This is a genomic window from Paraburkholderia aromaticivorans, from assembly GCF_002278075.1.
Lineage (GTDB): Bacteria > Pseudomonadota > Gammaproteobacteria > Burkholderiales > Burkholderiaceae > Paraburkholderia > Paraburkholderia aromaticivorans.
Genome location: NZ_CP022989.1, coordinates 4,077,020 through 4,093,120 on the forward strand (window position 1 = coordinate 4,077,020; position 16,101 = coordinate 4,093,120).

The following is a 16,101-nucleotide window of genomic DNA, read 5'->3' on the forward strand; positions in this document are numbered from 1 at the left end:
ATAGAGCTGACGGGTTACGCGAAGGCGCTGCGACTGGGGAAGGAGTGAAGGCGGTTGCCGCGCCGGTAGTGGCGGGGGTGACCGGTATTCCGGGTAGTCCGGGGACGGCGGCCGGTAAACGCAGAAACCCCACCTTTTTGGGGGTGGGGTTTCTGATGCTGCTGGGGAGCCTGACGATTACCTACTTTCACACGGGAATCCGCACTATCATCGGCGTGGAGTCGTTTCACGGTCCTGTTCGGGATGGGAAGGGGTGGGACCGACTCGCTATGGTCATCAGGCATGACTTGTTGCTCGGCTGTCCCGGGGACAGCCCAGCCAATCTGGAAGAAGTAGTTTCTGGTGATGCTCACCAGGGTAGAGCGTGGGGTTGTGTTGTTTCTGTTGGCACAACACTGATCTCAACCGTGCGTTCTGCGTGCCCCATCTGGAGTTCACGCGTGCCCCCTTCGGGGGTGGGATGCTCGTAAGTGCTGAAGCACTAACGATCATCGCAAGACACACCTGTTATAGGATCAAGCCTTACGGGCAATTAGTATCAGTTAGCTTAACGCATTACTGCGCTTCCACACCTGACCTATCAACGTCCTGGTCTTGAACGACCCTTCAAGGGGCTCGAAGCCCCGGGGATATCTCATCTTAAGGCGAGTTTCCCGCTTAGATGCTTTCAGCGGTTATCTCTTCCGAACATAGCTACCCGGCGATGCCACTGGCGTGACAACCGGTACACCAGAGGTTCGTCCACTCCGGTCCTCTCGTACTAGGAGCAGCCCCCTTCAAATATCCAGCGCCCACGGCAGATAGGGACCAAACTGTCTCACGACGTTTTAAACCCAGCTCACGTACCTCTTTAAATGGCGAACAGCCATACCCTTGGGACCGGCTACAGCCCCAGGATGAGATGAGCCGACATCGAGGTGCCAAACACCGCCGTCGATATGAACTCTTGGGCGGTATCAGCCTGTTATCCCCAGAGTACCTTTTATCCGTTGAGCGATGGCCCTTCCATACAGAACCACCGGATCACTATGACCTGCTTTCGCACCTGCTCGACTTGTCGGTCTCGCAGTTAAGCACGCTTATGCCATTGCACTATCAGCACGATTTCCGACCGTACCTAGCGTACCTTCGTACTCCTCCGTTACACTTTGGGAGGAGACCGCCCCAGTCAAACTGCCTACCATGCACTGTCCCCAGTCCGGATAACGGACCAAGGTTAGAACCTCAAACAAACCAGGGTGGTATTTCAAGGACGGCTCCACGCAGACTGGCGTCCACGCTTCAAAGCCTCCCACCTATCCTACACAGACCGGTTCAAAGTCCAATGCAAAGCTACAGTAAAGGTTCATGGGGTCTTTCCGTCTAGCCGCGGGGAGATTGCATCATCACAAACACTTCAACTTCGCTGAGTCTCGGGAGGAGACAGTGTGGCCATCGTTACGCCATTCGTGCAGGTCGGAACTTACCCGACAAGGAATTTCGCTACCTTAGGACCGTTATAGTTACGGCCGCCGTTTACCGGGACTTCAATCAAGAGCTTGCACCCCATCATTTAATCTTCCGGCACCGGGCAGGCGTCACACCCTATACGTCCACTTTCGTGTTTGCAGAGTGCTGTGTTTTTATTAAACAGTCGCAGCCACCAGTTTATTGCAACCCCTTCACCCTTCTGGCGCAGGCCAGTCAAGCTACAGGGGCGTACCTTATCCCGAAGTTACGGTACCAATTTGCCGAGTTCCTTCTCCCGAGTTCTCTCAAGCGCCTTAGAATACTCATCTCGCCCACCTGTGTCGGTTTGCGGTACGGTCTTGTTAAACTGAAGCTTAGAGGCTTTTCTTGGAACCACTTCCAGTTGCTTCTTCACCGAAGTGAATGGCCTCGCACCCTTGAATTCCGCGCCCGGATTTGCCTAAGCGCCTTCTCCAATGCAAGGACCGGGACTTCCAACACCCGGACAACCTTCCGCGATCCGTCCCCCCATCGCATTTAACAATGGTGCAGGAATATTAACCTGCTTCCCATCAGCTACGCATTTCTGCCTCGCCTTAGGGGCCGACTCACCCTACGCCGATGAACGTTGCGTAGGAAACCTTGGGCTTACGGCGAGGGGGCCTTTCACCCCCTTTATCGCTACTCATGTCAGCATTCGCACTTCCGATACCTCCAGCACACTTTTCAATGCACCTTCGCAGGCTTACGGAACGCTCTCCTACCATGCACATAAATGTGCATCCGCAGCTTCGGTATATTGCTTAGCCCCGTTACATCTTCCGCGCAGGACGACTCGATCAGTGAGCTATTACGCTTTCTTTAAAGGATGGCTGCTTCTAAGCCAACCTCCTGACTGTTTTAGCCTTCCCACTTCGTTTCCCACTTAGCAATATTTGGGGACCTTAGCTGGCGGTCTGGGTTGTTTCCCTCTTGACACCGGACGTTAGCACCCGATGTCTGTCTCCCGTGATTGCACTCTTCGGTATTCGGAGTTTGCTATGGCGTAGTAATCCGCAATGGACCCCACAACCATGACAGTGCTCTACCCCCGAAGGTGATACACGAGGCACTACCTAAATAGTTTTCGGAGAGAACCAGCTATTTCCAGGTTTGTTTAGCCTTTCACCCCTATCCACAGCTCATCCCCTAACTTTTCAACGTTAGTGGGTTCGGACCTCCAGTACGTGTTACCGCACCTTCATCCTGGCCATGGATAGATCACCTGGTTTCGGGTCTACACCCAGCGACTGAACGCCCTGTTCGGACTCGCTTTCGCTACGCCTGCCCTAATCGGTTAAGCTTGCCACTGAATGTAAGTCGCTGACCCATTATACAAAAGGTACGCCGTCACCCCTTGCGAGGCTCCGACTGTTTGTATGCATGCGGTTTCAGGATCTATTTCACTCCCCTCCCGGGGTTCTTTTCGCCTTTCCCTCACGGTACTGGTTCACTATCGGTCGATCACGAGTATTTAGCCTTGGAGGATGGTCCCCCCATCTTCAGACAGGATTTCACGTGTCCCGCCCTACTTGTCGTACACCTAGTTCTTCCTCGCTGTTTTCGTCTACAGGGCTATCACCTGCTATGGCGGCACTTTCCAGAGCCTTCGACTAACAATGAAGATAAAGAGTACAGGCTGGTCCCATTTCGCTCGCCACTACTCTGGGAATCTCGGTTGATTTCTTTTCCTGCGGTTACTTAGATGTTTCAGTTCACCGCGTTCGCTTCACGTAGCCTATGTATTCAGCTACGGATGACCCATACGGGCCGGGTTTCCCCATTCGGATATCGGTGGATCAAAGCTCGTTTGCCAGCTCCCCACCGCTTTTCGCAGGCTACCGCGTCCTTCATCGCCTGTGATCGCCAAGGCATCCACCACATGCACTTGTTCGCTTGACCCTATAACGGGTGTGTCTCATGTGTGATCCACTGGGAATCACACGCTCGCCACAATCGCTACAGGTTGAGTATTCGTGTTGCGCCGTATTCCAAGGCAATCTTTCGATCACCTTTTCATACATTGATACAATCACAACCCTGATTCACCTACTTGCGCACCCATCTCTAAGTACACTTTCGTGAATCTCTTTACTACTTCTTCCTGATTGTTAAAGAACGACAGCCGATATCGCAGTTGCTATAACCGCGTATCACTCTGACTGGCTCAATCGCCAATGCCAAACATTCAGTTCAACTGAACCCTTGGCATTGAGGATTGGTGGAGGATGACGGGATCGAACCGACGACCCCCTGCTTGCAAAGCAGGTGCTCTCCCAGCTGAGCTAATCCCCCAGTCATGCACAGATCAGATCTGCTTTCATCCCAGGGGTTTCACCGGTCAGCCACCGCAGAATCAGTGGTGGGTCTGGATGGATTCGAACCATCGACCCCCGCCTTATCAAGACGGTGCTCTAACCGACTGAGCTACAGACCCCTGAGTCTGTCTGCGTATCTGTCTTCAATTTCACAGCCGATAAGCGTGAGCGCTCAACACCTGACGCGTTAGCTCGAGAAAGGAGGTGATCCAGCCGCACCTTCCGATACGGCTACCTTGTTACGACTTCACCCCAGTCATGAATCCTACCGTGGTGACCGTCCTCCTTGCGGTTAGACTAGCCACTTCTGGTAAAACCCACTCCCATGGTGTGACGGGCGGTGTGTACAAGACCCGGGAACGTATTCACCGCGGCATGCTGATCCGCGATTACTAGCGATTCCAGCTTCACGCACTCGAGTTGCAGAGTGCGATCCGGACTACGATCGGTTTTCTGGGATTGGCTCCCCCTCGCGGGTTGGCGACCCTCTGTTCCGACCATTGTATGACGTGTGAAGCCCTACCCATAAGGGCCATGAGGACTTGACGTCATCCCCACCTTCCTCCGGTTTGTCACCGGCAGTCTCCCTAGAGTGCTCTTGCGTAGCAACTAGGGACAAGGGTTGCGCTCGTTGCGGGACTTAACCCAACATCTCACGACACGAGCTGACGACAGCCATGCAGCACCTGTGTTATGGCTCCCTTTCGGGCACTCCCACCTCTCAGCAGGATTCCATACATGTCAAGGGTAGGTAAGGTTTTTCGCGTTGCATCGAATTAATCCACATCATCCACCGCTTGTGCGGGTCCCCGTCAATTCCTTTGAGTTTTAATCTTGCGACCGTACTCCCCAGGCGGTCAACTTCACGCGTTAGCTACGTTACCAAGTCAATGAAGACCCGACAACTAGTTGACATCGTTTAGGGCGTGGACTACCAGGGTATCTAATCCTGTTTGCTCCCCACGCTTTCGTGCATGAGCGTCAGTATTGGCCCAGGGGGCTGCCTTCGCCATCGGTATTCCTCCACATCTCTACGCATTTCACTGCTACACGTGGAATTCTACCCCCCTCTGCCATACTCTAGCCCGCCAGTCACAAATGCAGTTCCCAGGTTAAGCCCGGGGATTTCACATCTGTCTTAGCGAACCGCCTGCGCACGCTTTACGCCCAGTAATTCCGATTAACGCTTGCACCCTACGTATTACCGCGGCTGCTGGCACGTAGTTAGCCGGTGCTTATTCTTCCGGTACCGTCATCCCCCTCAGGTATTAACCAAGAGGTTTTCTTTCCGGACAAAAGTGCTTTACAACCCGAAGGCCTTCTTCACACACGCGGCATTGCTGGATCAGGCTTTCGCCCATTGTCCAAAATTCCCCACTGCTGCCTCCCGTAGGAGTCTGGGCCGTGTCTCAGTCCCAGTGTGGCTGGTCGTCCTCTCAGACCAGCTACAGATCGTCGCCTTGGTAGGCCTTTACCCCACCAACTAGCTAATCTGCCATCGGCCGCCCCTGCAGCGCGAGGTCCGAAGATCCCCCGCTTTCATCCGCAGATCGTATGCGGTATTAATCCGGCTTTCGCCGGGCTATCCCCCACTACAGGACACGTTCCGATGTATTACTCACCCGTTCGCCACTCGCCACCAGGGTTGCCCCCGTGCTGCCGTTCGACTTGCATGTGTAAGGCATGCCGCCAGCGTTCAATCTGAGCCAGGATCAAACTCTTCAGTTCAAACCTGTTACTGTTTTTCGGGCTCTTTCGAGCCCGGTCGCTCACTCAACGTACTGACGAATGATCCAACCATCTTGCGACAGTCAAACCTTCCTTTCATTACTGTGTGAGACTTGATACTTTTGCTTTGCGCCAGACTCCGGAGAATCCAGCCCGCATCGCGCATCAAGCGCCCACACTTATCGGCTGTTAATTTTTAAAGATCGAGTCCGCATTCACTACCGAACCAGCACCGCACTTCCAGCTACCCGGCACCGCTTCGTTCTGCGTCGCTGCATCAGCAGCAGAGAAATGAGATTATGAAGAACTTTCGCTACGTCGTCAACAGGTTTTTCTAACTTTCTCAACCCGCCCACTTCGCTGAAAGCCTTGCCACTGCTGGCTCTCCCGCCTCCCGCGCCCCGTTGACCGAAGCACGAAAAAGCGAGATTCTAGCGAGCCGCACACCGCCTTGCAAGCGTTATCTGTCATTTATTCAAGGCGCCTTTTTTATGCCGCCCGGCTCATCGACGACAGGTACTTTTACGTCGGGTGCCACATCGGGTGCGAAGGCACGCGCAGCCGGCGCGCCGATGGTCCAGTCGTGCAGCACGGTATATGCGACCGCCAGCAAAGTCGGGCCGATGAAAACGCCAAGGAAACCAAAAGCAAATGCGCCGCCAAGAATCCCCAGCATCACCAGGATCAAAGGCATGTCGCTGTTCTTGCCGATCAGGATCGGCTTGATGACGTTATCGGACATGCCGACGACCAGCACGCCCCACACCACCAGAAAGATCGCCCAGCCAGTGGCGCCACCGTGGTACAGCCAGATCGCCGCGGGCAACCAGACAACCACCGGCCCACCCGGTATCACCGACAGGAAGAATGTCGCCAGCCCGAGTAGCGCCGGCGCCGGCACGCCCGCGATCCAGCATCCGAATCCCGCCAGAATCCCCTGCACGAGCGCCGTGCCGAGAATCCCATAGACCACGCCCTTCACCGTACTGCCAGCAAGTGCCAGCAGATAGTCGGCACGCTCGCCGGCAATACGCCGCATGCCCGCATTCAGCCAGGCAGCGGCGCCCTCTCCCCCCGTGTAAAAGAAAAAAGCGAGCACGATGCTCAACGCCAGCAGCCCGAGACCGTGCGTGACCGCAATCGCCGCCGCCAGGATCCACTTGCCGGCGGGTGCCGCGAGCGTACGCAATTGCGCGATCAATTCGGAATTGCTGCTTGTGAGACGTTCCCAGAACGTCTCGATGCTGGAACCCACCAGCGGAATCCGCGCAACCCACGGCGGCAAATCCGGCAACCCGGCTTCAAAAAGCCGTTGAACCAGCGCGACGATGTCGTGCACGTGCGCGCCGAAGGCAAAGCCCGCATAGACGAACGGTCCAAGCACCACGATCAGAATGATCAATACGATCAGAGTGGCCGCCCACTTGCGCCGCCCGCCGACGGCCGCGGTGAGCCTACGGTACAAGCCCCACGAGCTATAGCTGAGAATGGCGCCCCATAGCAGCGCGGTCGTGAAAGGCGCCAGCACCAGCAGCGACCCGCCCACCAGGATGATCAGCGCGAACACGGCGGCAAGACGTTCGATCAGTTGGTCCGATTTCATGGTGAATCTCCTGTTACGCCAAACCCCCGGCGACGATTGGACACACTTTTGTCAGGCGGCCGCTGAAAGCGGTCAGTATAGAAGCGAGTCACGCGTCCGGGGACGTCTTATATCATTGGGCCAGGTCGCCGTGCAACGGTCTCGAAGGCGCTTTCAAAGGGCTGATTTTTCGCGTGGAAACGTCCCAATTCATCCGCCATTGCCGACCAAATAATATGGCGGCATAGAAAAGACTAGAATATAAGGTTGTACACCCCAATTTCTGGATTTATGCGCTCGCGAATCGCCAAACGTCTCCCACCCGATGCCGACAAGCTCGTCGGTCTCTCGCTCGCGCTTTTCGCGTCGGGCAGCCGTACCGAGGACCGCTTCTGGGAAGCGAAACTCGACGCGCTGCTGGCCAAGATCGTTCGCAACGCCAACCAGACTACGCTGGACGCTGCGCTCGATCATCTGCAGCAAAATCATCCCGATGCCTACGGCGCGCTCGCCGATATGGCGGAGACCCACAGTGAGTCGTTCATCGTCGAACACGAAGGCGTGCCCCATGAGGCGCTGCTGATCGCCGCGCCCGTGCTCGCCTGGACGCGCTACATGATTCCGTCCGGTCCGCTCAAGACCGACGCGGCCGACGCTCTGCGCGCCCACCTGCAAGCCCACGTGCTCGCAGCGAATACGCGGGTCGCCATGGCACCCTTCCTGTACAGCATCGATCAACTGCCGCGTCATCACGTCGAAACCTGGCGCATTGCCCAGCAACTCGCTCAGGCGGCCATGACCGGCGGCAACGTCAAGCTGAATTTCGGCGAGTTGCCGGAAACCTCGCCGATTCTGGCCGACCCGCGCTTCCTCCTCGCCGTGGTCGCGGCGCCGGTGGGCGAACCGACGTTCCGCTGGCAGGAAGAAGAGCACGGCAGCCGGATCGAGCGCGGGCAATGTCTTGAACAATGGGCCACGCAAGGGGGCGCCAATCTGTCGCTGGTGTTGCCGGGCTGCGAATTCGAGTGTCTGTTGCCGGACGCCTACTACTCGGCCTGCCGCGACGCCGACGAGAGCGTGCGTCCTCACACCGTGCGCACCGCCGTGCGCTATCTGTTCGACACGATCGGCGCGGCGCCTCAGGAGTTGCGCGCGGTCGTCGCGGGCTTCGGCGAACGCCGCATCGACGAATACCGCGTCGGCTTCACGCGCCGGGGCAGCAATGATGTGATCTACGGCGTGGTGTGGCCACTGTATGGCCGTGAGAACGGCGAGCCGGGCATCGACGAAGAGCCGCAAGAAACAGCGGCGTCGGACGATCCGCTGGAAGAAATTGTCGCGCTGCTCAAGGAAACCGGCGTGACCGAAGTGCGCCGGCACGCCGGCCGCTTCGAGCCGGAATATTGCGACGACTGCGGCGTGCCGCTTTATGCCGACCCGCTCGGCGAAATCGTCCACGCCGAAATGCCGGAGGACGCGGAGCCCGCGCAACCGCATTTCCACTGAACATGGCCGCAGGCGCGTTTCACGCGCGGCGCAGACATGACAAAGCCCCGCTGCGCGCGGGGCTTTTTTTCGCCCGTTCTTTCTTACGTCATTCCTCTTATGCCTTTTGGACAGGCCGTCAAGTCGAGGGGAATTTGTCATCATAGGAACGGCGACGCATCGCAACGCATCCGGCTCTCACTTGCCCTGCGCCTGCATCGCGCCACTTCGCCCGATTCATCTGGAGACATGCATGCGATTCTCGATACTCAACTCAGACGCGGAACGACGTGATGGGCTCAAAGCGCTGCTGCGGCAAATTGACCGGCTGGCGCGTTTTAACGAAGCGCAAGATTGGCGTCAGGTTGAACGCACGCTCAAGCGTCAGCGGCCCGACCTGCTCGTGATCGACTGGCAGGACTGGATGTCGATCGCCGATACGCGCCATCTGCTCAGTCACTACCCCGATCTGCGTATTGCAGTGCTAACGGACCAGATCTCGCCCATCGCGGTGCGAGAACTCATGGACGATGGCGTGCTTGGCGTCGTGCCGCGCGACACCGATCCCTGTCTGATCGTGCGCGCGTTTGAAATGGTGCTGCTGGGCGGTCACTATGTGCCGCCCGGCGCGCTGGCGCTCAATCCTCCCCTGCCGCCGGATACAACCATCCGGCCGTTCGACGAGAAGAGTCCTCCGCCGCGCCGCGCCAGACTGGCCAACGGACTGTCGCCCCGCCAACAGCAAATCATGCGCTGCGTCCACATGGGCAGCACCAACAAAATGATCGCGCGCACACTCGGCATCAGCGAAGGCACCGTCAAGATCCATCTGACCAGCATATTCCAGCAGCTCGGCGCGCCCAATCGCGCCGCCGCGGTCGCGCTTTACAACGGCTGGCTGTCGAACCATCTGCAGGTACTGCGCAATGACGCCGAAGGCCCGGTTCGCCCGATCATGGGGCAAGCCGGCGTGGTGCCGTTGCGCCGCCGCACGCGACGGCGCTTCCAGTATCCGTTGCCCGCTAACGACACAGCTGCCCTGTTGCCGATGGCAGCGGAATCGGGCGCGCAGTACGGCGACGCGCCGCCCGCCGCGGCGGCAGCGGACCCGCTTGCGCAAGGCCCCGCATGAGCGGCGCCGGTGCGCGCCAAAGATCCCGGGCGGGCACTTTCTAACAGCGTTTGCGCCTGCTGGCATGGATTCCGCTCACACCTTTTCTCGTCCAACGAGTAATATGAGACTCATGGGTTTCCTCTACACACCGCTTCCGTTCTGGGTTGCTGTCGGTGGCTGGATCGTCACTGCGATAGCGGTCGCGCTCGCGCTGTGGAAAAATCCTTTCAAACGACTTCAAGACGGCACGCTGCAGCATGTCTGGCTTGCAATCATCGTCGCAGTGTCGGCGCTGTGGGCCAGTAATGCATGGCTCGACGACGGCACCGTCATGCACCTGCTCGGCGCCACGCTCGTCGTCACGTTGTTCGACTGGGCGCTGGCGCTGATCGCCATGGCGGTGGTCACCGGTCTTGCCGCCGTCGTCTTCGACGCTCCCTGGCAGGGTATCGCGCTAACTTTCCTCGTGTACGGGGCACTGCCAGTCGGCATTTCGACTCTGCTCCAACGCATCAGCATCGCGTGGCTGCCGCGCAATCTCTTCATGTTCATCTTCGGCCAGGGGTTTGTCTCGCCTGCCATTGCCGTATCGCTCACGGCAGCCGCGGCTCTCGGCGTGCATATCGCGCTCGCCGACGGCTCGATGACCGTGATACCCGCCGGCTACGCGTTGAGCGTGCTGCTACTTGCCACCGGGGAAGCCTGGTTCACCGGCATGTCGACGGCATTGATCGCGGTCTACCGTCCTGCGTGGGTCACCACTTATGACGTACGGCGATATCGATTGGGCGGACCACGCACCTGACACTCGCGCGAACATCGAACGCGTAATGGCGGCAATGGACACCTCGGCCACGTTGCGCCGGTCACGCCCGTGCACTACGACAGGACAAAATATTTTGTGCCAGGATTGAACTCCACCCTCTCGCCGCGCATCTTACGTGCCTCATGTCTCATTAGCGTCTAACGAACTAGATGGATCGCACCAACGTACCGCGCCGATTGCTGCGGTTGGTCGGCCGGTTGGCAACATGTGCGGCGAGTCTCTCGCTCATATGCCCCACTTCCGCGCTCGCCGACCAACTCGAACAGCACAACGATCTCGTCAATAAATTTGTCAATGAAATGCATGCGGACCCGCTCGTTGCGGACTGCGCCGCGCATGGCAACTTTGTCGCCAGCACGTCGACAGCCTTCGACCATGTCGAATTTCCACCCAGCTCCTTCGACGGCGCACATGCGTCGGTCACGCCGTGGAACGATTCGTTCGACGAGGGCAAGCAGCGCGTCAAGGTGGACAACATCGTCGCAGTCGAAGGACTCGGCATCCGCCAGAGCGGCGACGGCGATCCCGCCGATCTGAAGTTCCGCTGCGGCTATGTCGGCGCGCAGATGCTGGCGTTCAGCTGGAACGATCCAGTGCCTCCGGCCCGTGCGCGCAGCGCGGAACCCTCGGGAGCGCGAGTGTCGTCGGGCAAGCATAAAAGCGCCAAAGGCAAGCACTCCGCGAGCGGCAAAACGACGAAGAAAGCAACCACGAAGTCTTCCAAACCGAGTTCGGGCAAGTCGTCCAGAACGAACTCGAGCAAAGCAACCGCAAAGAAGACACCCACGAAGAAGAAAACTCAGTAGCGGTTCGCGCCTGCCGCACCAGCCCACCGGCGCCACCCACGGGTCGAATACGCGCCCCAGATGAAAACGAGGCACACACCGTGAAGTGTGTGCCTCGTCTTTGATGCGGAGCCCGGTTTAAGCAAAGGTCTCCACGTGCCGCAAGATCGCCTGAAGCATCGCGGCGCCGAGCGACGCGCTACGCTCGCCGTTCCAGCCCACCCGTTCGTCGGGCAGATTGGCGTTGTCCTTGAACGGCATCTCCAGCGTCAGCGACAGGCAGCCGAACTCATTGCCGATGTACTTGGACGCCAGCTTCAATGCGTCCTCGCGATATTTGCTCGCGGCGTAGCCATACTTGTCCTGGAAGTCCGGGCTCGCGTGCTTGAACGCTTCGATGAACGCCTGCTGCTCTTCGCGTTGCCGTTCGGTGAAGCCCGGCAGCATTTCGGAGCCGGCCACGAACACATAGGGCAGTGCCTCGTCGCCGTGGATATCGAAGAACAGGTCGCAGCCGGTGGCGTGAATCGCGTCGCGCACCACCAGCACCTCGGGGCTGCGCGCGGCATCCGGCTCCATCCACTCGCGATTCAGATTCGCACCGGCCGCATTCGTGCGCAGATTGCCGTGCACGCTGCCGTCCGGATTCATATTCGGCACGATGTAAAACACAGCGTGATCATAGAGCTTGCGCGCCACCGGGTCGCCTGCCCAGTCGCCCCAGCCCGCGAGCCGCTTCACGAGACCTTCGATGAACCATTCGGCCATCGTCTCGCCGGGATGCTGACGCGCGATCAGCCAGATCTTCTTCTTGGGCGTGTCGCCGGTTTGCGGCGTGCCAAGCGTGAGCAGCGACATGGGCCGGCCTTCGACGCTCGTGCCCAACTCCGTGAGCGTCGCCTGCGGCATCTGCTGCACGGCGCCCAGGAACTCCGAATGCCGCTCCTCGCTGTACGGCTCGAAATACGCGTAGTAGATACGGTCGAAATCCGGCGTGTGGTCGATTGTCAGCACACGGCCGTCGTACGACGTGGGCACGCGGAACCAGTGCACCCGGTCATAGCTCGCCACCGCCTGATAATCGCGCCAGCCTTCGGCAAAAGCGCACGCGGCCGCATTCTCGAAGGTCATCACGCAGCGCTCGCCCGCCGCGCCGGACAACCGGAAATAGAACCACTGCGCGAACTCGGCATGGCTGTCCGGCCGCACGCGCAAACGGATATTGCCCGCGTCTTCGCAGGCCAGCACCTCGATTGCGCCCGCGTCGAAGCTGCTCGTAATGGATAACGTCATGATGGTTCTTCCCTGCTTGTAGGCGCGGCGAAACGCTTATTCAGCGACGCGGCGGCGGAATACGTAAGTGGAGTCGTTCGACGCTTCGGCGTCGAACGCGTAGCCTTCGGCGTCGAAGTCCTTCAACTGCTCGGGCTTGTCTAGACGGTTTTCCACGGCATAGCGCGCCATCAGGCCGCGCGCACGCTTTGCATGGAAGCTGATGATCTTGTAGCGGCCGCCCTTCCAGTCCTCGAACACGGGCGTGATGACCGGCGCTTCGAGCAGCTTTGGCTTGACCGACTTGAAGTACTCGCCCGACGCGCAATTCACCAGCACGCGGGACGCCGCGGCATTCTTCCTCAGTTGCGCGTTCAGGGCCTGCGTGATCCGCTCGCCCCAGAACGCGTATAGATCCTTGCCGCGCGGGTTGGCGAAACGCGTACCCATTTCGAGCCGGTACGGTTGCAGCAGATCGAGCGGGCGCAGCAAGCCGTACAGGCCGGACAACACGCGCACATGGTTCTGCGCATAGTCCAGATCCGCCGACGACAACGTCTTCGCGTTGAAGCCCTCGTACACGTCGCCGTTGAACGCCAGCACCGCCTGCTTGGCGTTGTGTGTGCCGAATTTGGGCGACCACTCCGCATAGCGCTGGAAATTGAGGTGCGCGAGCTGATCCGAAATATCCATCAAGGAGGCGATCTGCTGCGGCGACAAACGGCGCAATCCGCCAATCAATTCGGCCGCGTCGTCGACAAAATCGGGGATCGTGTGCTTTTTGACGTGAGGCGGGGTTTCGTAGTCGAGCGATTTCGCCGGCGACAGAACGATTATCATAGAGGCTTGCAGGCACGCCGTGCCTGGCGGTCAAAGACGAAAGCCAGATTGTAACGAATGCCCGGTTCCCATGCCTCACACGGCGCTTTGCGCGTCGTCCTCGATTCCAATGTCTGGATCGACATTCTCGTGTTCGACGACCCGCACACGCGGCCAATCGCGGCCGCGCTCGAAAGCGGCGCGCTGGCCGCGCTGATCGACGCGCGCTGCCTCGCCGAACTCACCCACGTGCTGGACTACCCGCAGTTCGTGCAGCGGAACGTGGACAAGGCCGCCGCGCTCGCGGTCGTCGCGCGGCTTGCACAGCTGGTCGAACCCGTTGCGCAAGCGGAAGATGCCCAGCCGTTGCCCAGGTGCAAAGACCGCGACGACCAGAAGTTTCTCGAACTCGCCCACGCCGCGCAGGCCGACTGGCTGGTTTCGAAAGACCGCGCAGTGTTGAAGCTGGCCAAACGGATTGCCCGTGACTTCGGCTTTCAGATCGCCCAGCCGGCGCCGTTCGTCACCGCCATCGGCGCGCCGCTGAGCATCACCGGCGAGCCTGCAACCGCATGATTCTCCTGCCGCAAGGCCCTGGCCAGACGGCCAACGCGCGCTTCGCGGCGCGCACACGGCACCGCGATTCCCTACAATCAGGCTTCGTCCGTTTCAAACGACGCCTTTGTCTAACCCACTTGCCCACGCTCCGGACAGCGCCATGAATGCACCGCACGACACGCCCACGAGTCCCACGTTTCCGTCTCGCCTGCCGAATGTCGGCACGACGATCTTCACCGTGATGAGCGCGCTCGCCGCCGAAAAAGGCGCGGTGAATCTGGGTCAGGGCTTTCCCGATTTCAACTGCGATCCGCGAATTGTCGACGCGGTCGCGAACGCCATGCGCGACGGTCACAATCAGTACCCGCCCATGGCGGGCGCCGCGCCGTTGCGTCAGGCGATCTCAGAGAAGATCGCCAGCCTGTATGGCCGCCGCTACGACGCCACCACTGAAATCACCGTGACAGCCGGCGCGACCCAGGCGTTGCTGACCGCGATTCTCTGCACCGTCCACCCGGGCGACGAAGTGATCGTCGTCGAGCCGACCTACGACAGCTACCTGCCGTCCATCGAACTGGCCGGCGGCAAGCCCGTCTTCGTCACGCTCGAGGCGCCCGACTACGCGATCCCGTTCGACAAGCTCGCGGCCGCGATCACACCGAAAACGCGGCTCCTGCTGATCAATACGCCGCACAATCCGACCGGCACGGTCTGGCGCGCCGAAGACATGCGCAAGCTCGAAGAGATCGTGCGCGGCACCAACGTGCTGATCCTGTCAGACGAAGTGTATGAACACATGGTCTATGACGGCGCGCCGCACGAAAGCGTGGCCCGCTATCCGGAACTGGCGCAGCGCAGTTTCGTGGTGTCCAGCTTCGGCAAGACCTACCATGTGACGGGCTGGAAAATCGGCTACGTGGCCGCACCCGCCGCGCTCACCGCCGAATTCCGCAAGGTGCACCAGTTCAACGTGTTCACGGTCAACACGCCAATGCAGATCGGCCTCGCCGACTACATGAAAGATCCGGCACCGTATCTCGACCTGCCGGCGTTCTACCAAAAGAAACGCGACTTCTTCCGCGCCGGCCTCGCGAATTCCCGCTTCAAGCTATTGCCGTGCACGGGCACGTACTTTCAGTGCGTCGACTATTCGGCGATCAGCGATTTGCCCGAAGCCGAATTCGCGCAGTGGCTGACCGGCGAGATCGGCGTGGCGGCCATTCCGGTTTCCGCGTTTTATCACGAGGCCCATGAGTCGGGCGTGGTGCGCTTCTGCTTTGCCAAGCAGGAAAGCACACTCGCCACCGCGCTCGAGCGGCTGGCGCGGCTCTGACATGCCCCGCGCGATGCCGCGAACGATCCTCCGTTCCCTGCTATCGCGCGCAACGGTCCCGGCGTGCGCCCGCTCGCCCGGGGCGAGGCAACCTCCGTCAAGCCGGGCGCGACGCCGCGATATACGCCTTGCGGTCCTCGGTGACACGCTGCGCGGCCGGTCTGGCATTGATCGCTTTCACGTAGCTCTTCCAGTCCACACCGGCGTCGAGCAGAAAATCGCGACCATAGATGGTCTGCGTTGCCATGCCCACCAGCGGCAAGCTCACATACCCGGCCGTATCCGCAACGCTGAAGCGCTCGCCGCTCAGATACGGGCCGAACTTCGCGATCCGTTTGAAGCCGGCAATATGATGCTCGAGCAGTTTCTCGACCCGTCCTTTGGTCGCCTCGGTCACGGTGCCGCCGAAGAACGCCTGCTTGTAGAGGTTGCGCGCGGTCAGTTCCAGATGCACGTCGACGAACATGATCAACTCGCGCTCCTTGGCCGCTTGCCAAGGGTCGGAGGAGAAAATCGCCTTGTCGGGAAAACGCGCGGCCAGATACTCGACAATGCATTGCGATTCACACAGATCGCCGTCTTCCGTCTGCAGGTAAGGCACCTTGCCGAGCGGCGAGTGCTCGAGCATGGCTTCTTCCTGACTCGGCAGCACCGAGACTTCCTCGAACGGAATGCCGTGTTCGAGCAGCACGAACTTCACTTTGTTGTAGTAGTTCGAAAGCGCGAAACCGCACAGCTTGATCATCGGGTGTCTCCTTCTTTCGGGTTGTATGCGACCGCTCGTGAATGTCAA

At 59.4% G+C, this 16,101-nt stretch carries 10 protein-coding genes, 2 tRNA genes and 3 rRNA genes; 6 read left to right on the forward strand and 9 right to left on the reverse strand.

All coding sequences use genetic code 11. The annotated features are described in order from the left end of the window. Positions 1–168 precede the first annotated feature (168 nt). The 6 genes from rrf to CJU94_RS18335 all read right to left on the reverse strand — a co-directional run bounded on the left by rrf (position 169) and on the right by CJU94_RS18335 (position 7,137). Positions 169–281: ribosomal RNA gene (rrf, locus tag CJU94_RS18310) — 5S ribosomal RNA — on the reverse strand. A 230-nt stretch (positions 282–511) separates the two neighbouring features. Then, positions 512–3,390 (reverse strand): 23S ribosomal RNA (locus CJU94_RS18315). Positions 3,391–3,707: 317 nt separating this feature from the next. Next, positions 3,708–3,783, reverse strand: a tRNA-Ala gene (locus CJU94_RS18320). Positions 3,784–3,848: 65 nt separating this feature from the next. After that, positions 3,849–3,925: transfer RNA gene (locus CJU94_RS18325), tRNA-Ile, on the reverse strand. 78 nt (positions 3,926–4,003) lie between these two features. Then, positions 4,004–5,534 (reverse strand): 16S ribosomal RNA (locus CJU94_RS18330). The 16S, 23S and 5S rRNA genes sit together here with 2 tRNA genes alongside, the layout of an rRNA operon. Positions 5,535–6,009: 475 nt before the next feature. Then, positions 6,010–7,137 carry an AI-2E family transporter gene (locus CJU94_RS18335; protein WP_095419904.1) on the reverse strand — a complete coding sequence of 376 codons (1,128 nt, stop codon included), beginning with the start codon at positions 7,135–7,137 and terminating at the stop codon, positions 6,010–6,012. 270 nt (positions 7,138–7,407) lie between these two features. Here CJU94_RS18335 and CJU94_RS18340 point away from each other — a divergent pair, with 270 nt between their 5' ends. The 4 genes from CJU94_RS18340 to CJU94_RS18355 all read left to right on the forward strand — a co-directional run bounded on the left by CJU94_RS18340 (position 7,408) and on the right by CJU94_RS18355 (position 11,347). Then, the gene (locus CJU94_RS18340; RefSeq protein ID WP_095419905.1) at positions 7,408–8,622 is read left to right on the forward strand and encodes a DUF2863 family protein; all 1,215 of its coding nucleotides are present in this window, start codon (positions 7,408–7,410) and stop codon (positions 8,620–8,622) included. 232 nt (positions 8,623–8,854) lie between these two features. Beyond that, positions 8,855–9,733, forward strand: coding sequence for a response regulator transcription factor (locus CJU94_RS18345; protein WP_095419906.1), 879 nt, complete (start codon positions 8,855–8,857; stop codon positions 9,731–9,733). A gap of 112 nt (positions 9,734–9,845) precedes the next feature. Next, the gene (locus tag CJU94_RS18350) at positions 9,846–10,520 is read left to right on the forward strand and encodes an energy-coupling factor ABC transporter permease (RefSeq protein ID WP_095419907.1); all 675 of its coding nucleotides are present in this window, start codon (positions 9,846–9,848) and stop codon (positions 10,518–10,520) included. Positions 10,521–10,690: 170 nt separating this feature from the next. Beyond that, a complete protein-coding gene (locus CJU94_RS18355; RefSeq protein ID WP_095419908.1) occupies positions 10,691–11,347 on the forward strand; it encodes a BspC domain-containing protein in 657 nt (218 codons plus the stop codon). A gap of 117 nt (positions 11,348–11,464) precedes the next feature. Here CJU94_RS18355 and CJU94_RS18360 read toward each other — a convergent pair whose 3' ends face one another. After that, positions 11,465–12,619 carry a M14 family metallopeptidase gene (locus CJU94_RS18360; RefSeq protein ID WP_095419909.1) on the reverse strand — a complete coding sequence of 385 codons (1,155 nt, stop codon included), beginning with the start codon at positions 12,617–12,619 and terminating at the stop codon, positions 11,465–11,467. A gap of 36 nt (positions 12,620–12,655) precedes the next feature. Continuing rightward, entirely contained in the window at positions 12,656–13,438 is a 783-nt protein-coding gene (yaaA, locus tag CJU94_RS18365) for a peroxide stress protein YaaA (protein ID WP_095419910.1), read from the reverse strand. Between the two features lie 57 nt (positions 13,439–13,495). On the opposite strand from yaaA, the gene CJU94_RS18370 reads away from it, so the two are divergent. Both CJU94_RS18370 and CJU94_RS18375 read left to right on the forward strand, forming a co-directional pair. Beyond that, entirely contained in the window at positions 13,496–13,993 is a 498-nt protein-coding gene (locus tag CJU94_RS18370) for a putative toxin-antitoxin system toxin component, PIN family (RefSeq protein WP_095419911.1), read from the forward strand. A gap of 142 nt (positions 13,994–14,135) precedes the next feature. Beyond that, positions 14,136–15,308, forward strand: coding sequence for a pyridoxal phosphate-dependent aminotransferase (locus CJU94_RS18375; protein WP_095419912.1), 1,173 nt, complete (start codon positions 14,136–14,138; stop codon positions 15,306–15,308). Between the two features lie 97 nt (positions 15,309–15,405). Here CJU94_RS18375 and CJU94_RS18380 read toward each other — a convergent pair whose 3' ends face one another. Further along, positions 15,406–16,053, reverse strand: a complete 648-nt coding sequence (locus tag CJU94_RS18380; protein ID WP_095419913.1) for a glutathione S-transferase family protein — start codon at positions 16,051–16,053, stop codon at positions 15,406–15,408. Positions 16,054–16,101 lie beyond the last annotated feature (48 nt).

What these genes read in the sequence shown, in the direction of transcription:
- CJU94_RS18335 (WP_095419904.1), bottom strand. Translation starts at nt 7,137, where the DNA reads ATGAAATCGGACCAACTGATCGAACGTCTTGCCGCCGTGTTCGCGCTG.
- CJU94_RS18340 (WP_095419905.1), top strand. Translation starts at nt 7,408, where the DNA reads ATGCGCTCGCGAATCGCCAAACGTCTCCCACCCGATGCCGACAAGCTC.
- CJU94_RS18345 (WP_095419906.1), top strand. Translation starts at nt 8,855, where the DNA reads ATGCGATTCTCGATACTCAACTCAGACGCGGAACGACGTGATGGGCTC.
- CJU94_RS18350 (WP_095419907.1), top strand. Translation starts at nt 9,846, where the DNA reads ATGGGTTTCCTCTACACACCGCTTCCGTTCTGGGTTGCTGTCGGTGGC.
- CJU94_RS18355 (WP_095419908.1), top strand. Translation starts at nt 10,691, where the DNA reads ATGGATCGCACCAACGTACCGCGCCGATTGCTGCGGTTGGTCGGCCGG.
- CJU94_RS18360 (WP_095419909.1), bottom strand. Translation starts at nt 12,619, where the DNA reads ATGACGTTATCCATTACGAGCAGCTTCGACGCGGGCGCAATCGAGGTG.
- yaaA (WP_095419910.1), bottom strand. Translation starts at nt 13,438, where the DNA reads ATGATAATCGTTCTGTCGCCGGCGAAATCGCTCGACTACGAAACCCCG.
- CJU94_RS18370 (WP_095419911.1), top strand. Translation starts at nt 13,496, where the DNA reads ATGCCCGGTTCCCATGCCTCACACGGCGCTTTGCGCGTCGTCCTCGAT.
- CJU94_RS18375 (WP_095419912.1), top strand. Translation starts at nt 14,136, where the DNA reads ATGAATGCACCGCACGACACGCCCACGAGTCCCACGTTTCCGTCTCGC.
- CJU94_RS18380 (WP_095419913.1), bottom strand. Translation starts at nt 16,053, where the DNA reads ATGATCAAGCTGTGCGGTTTCGCGCTTTCGAACTACTACAACAAAGTG.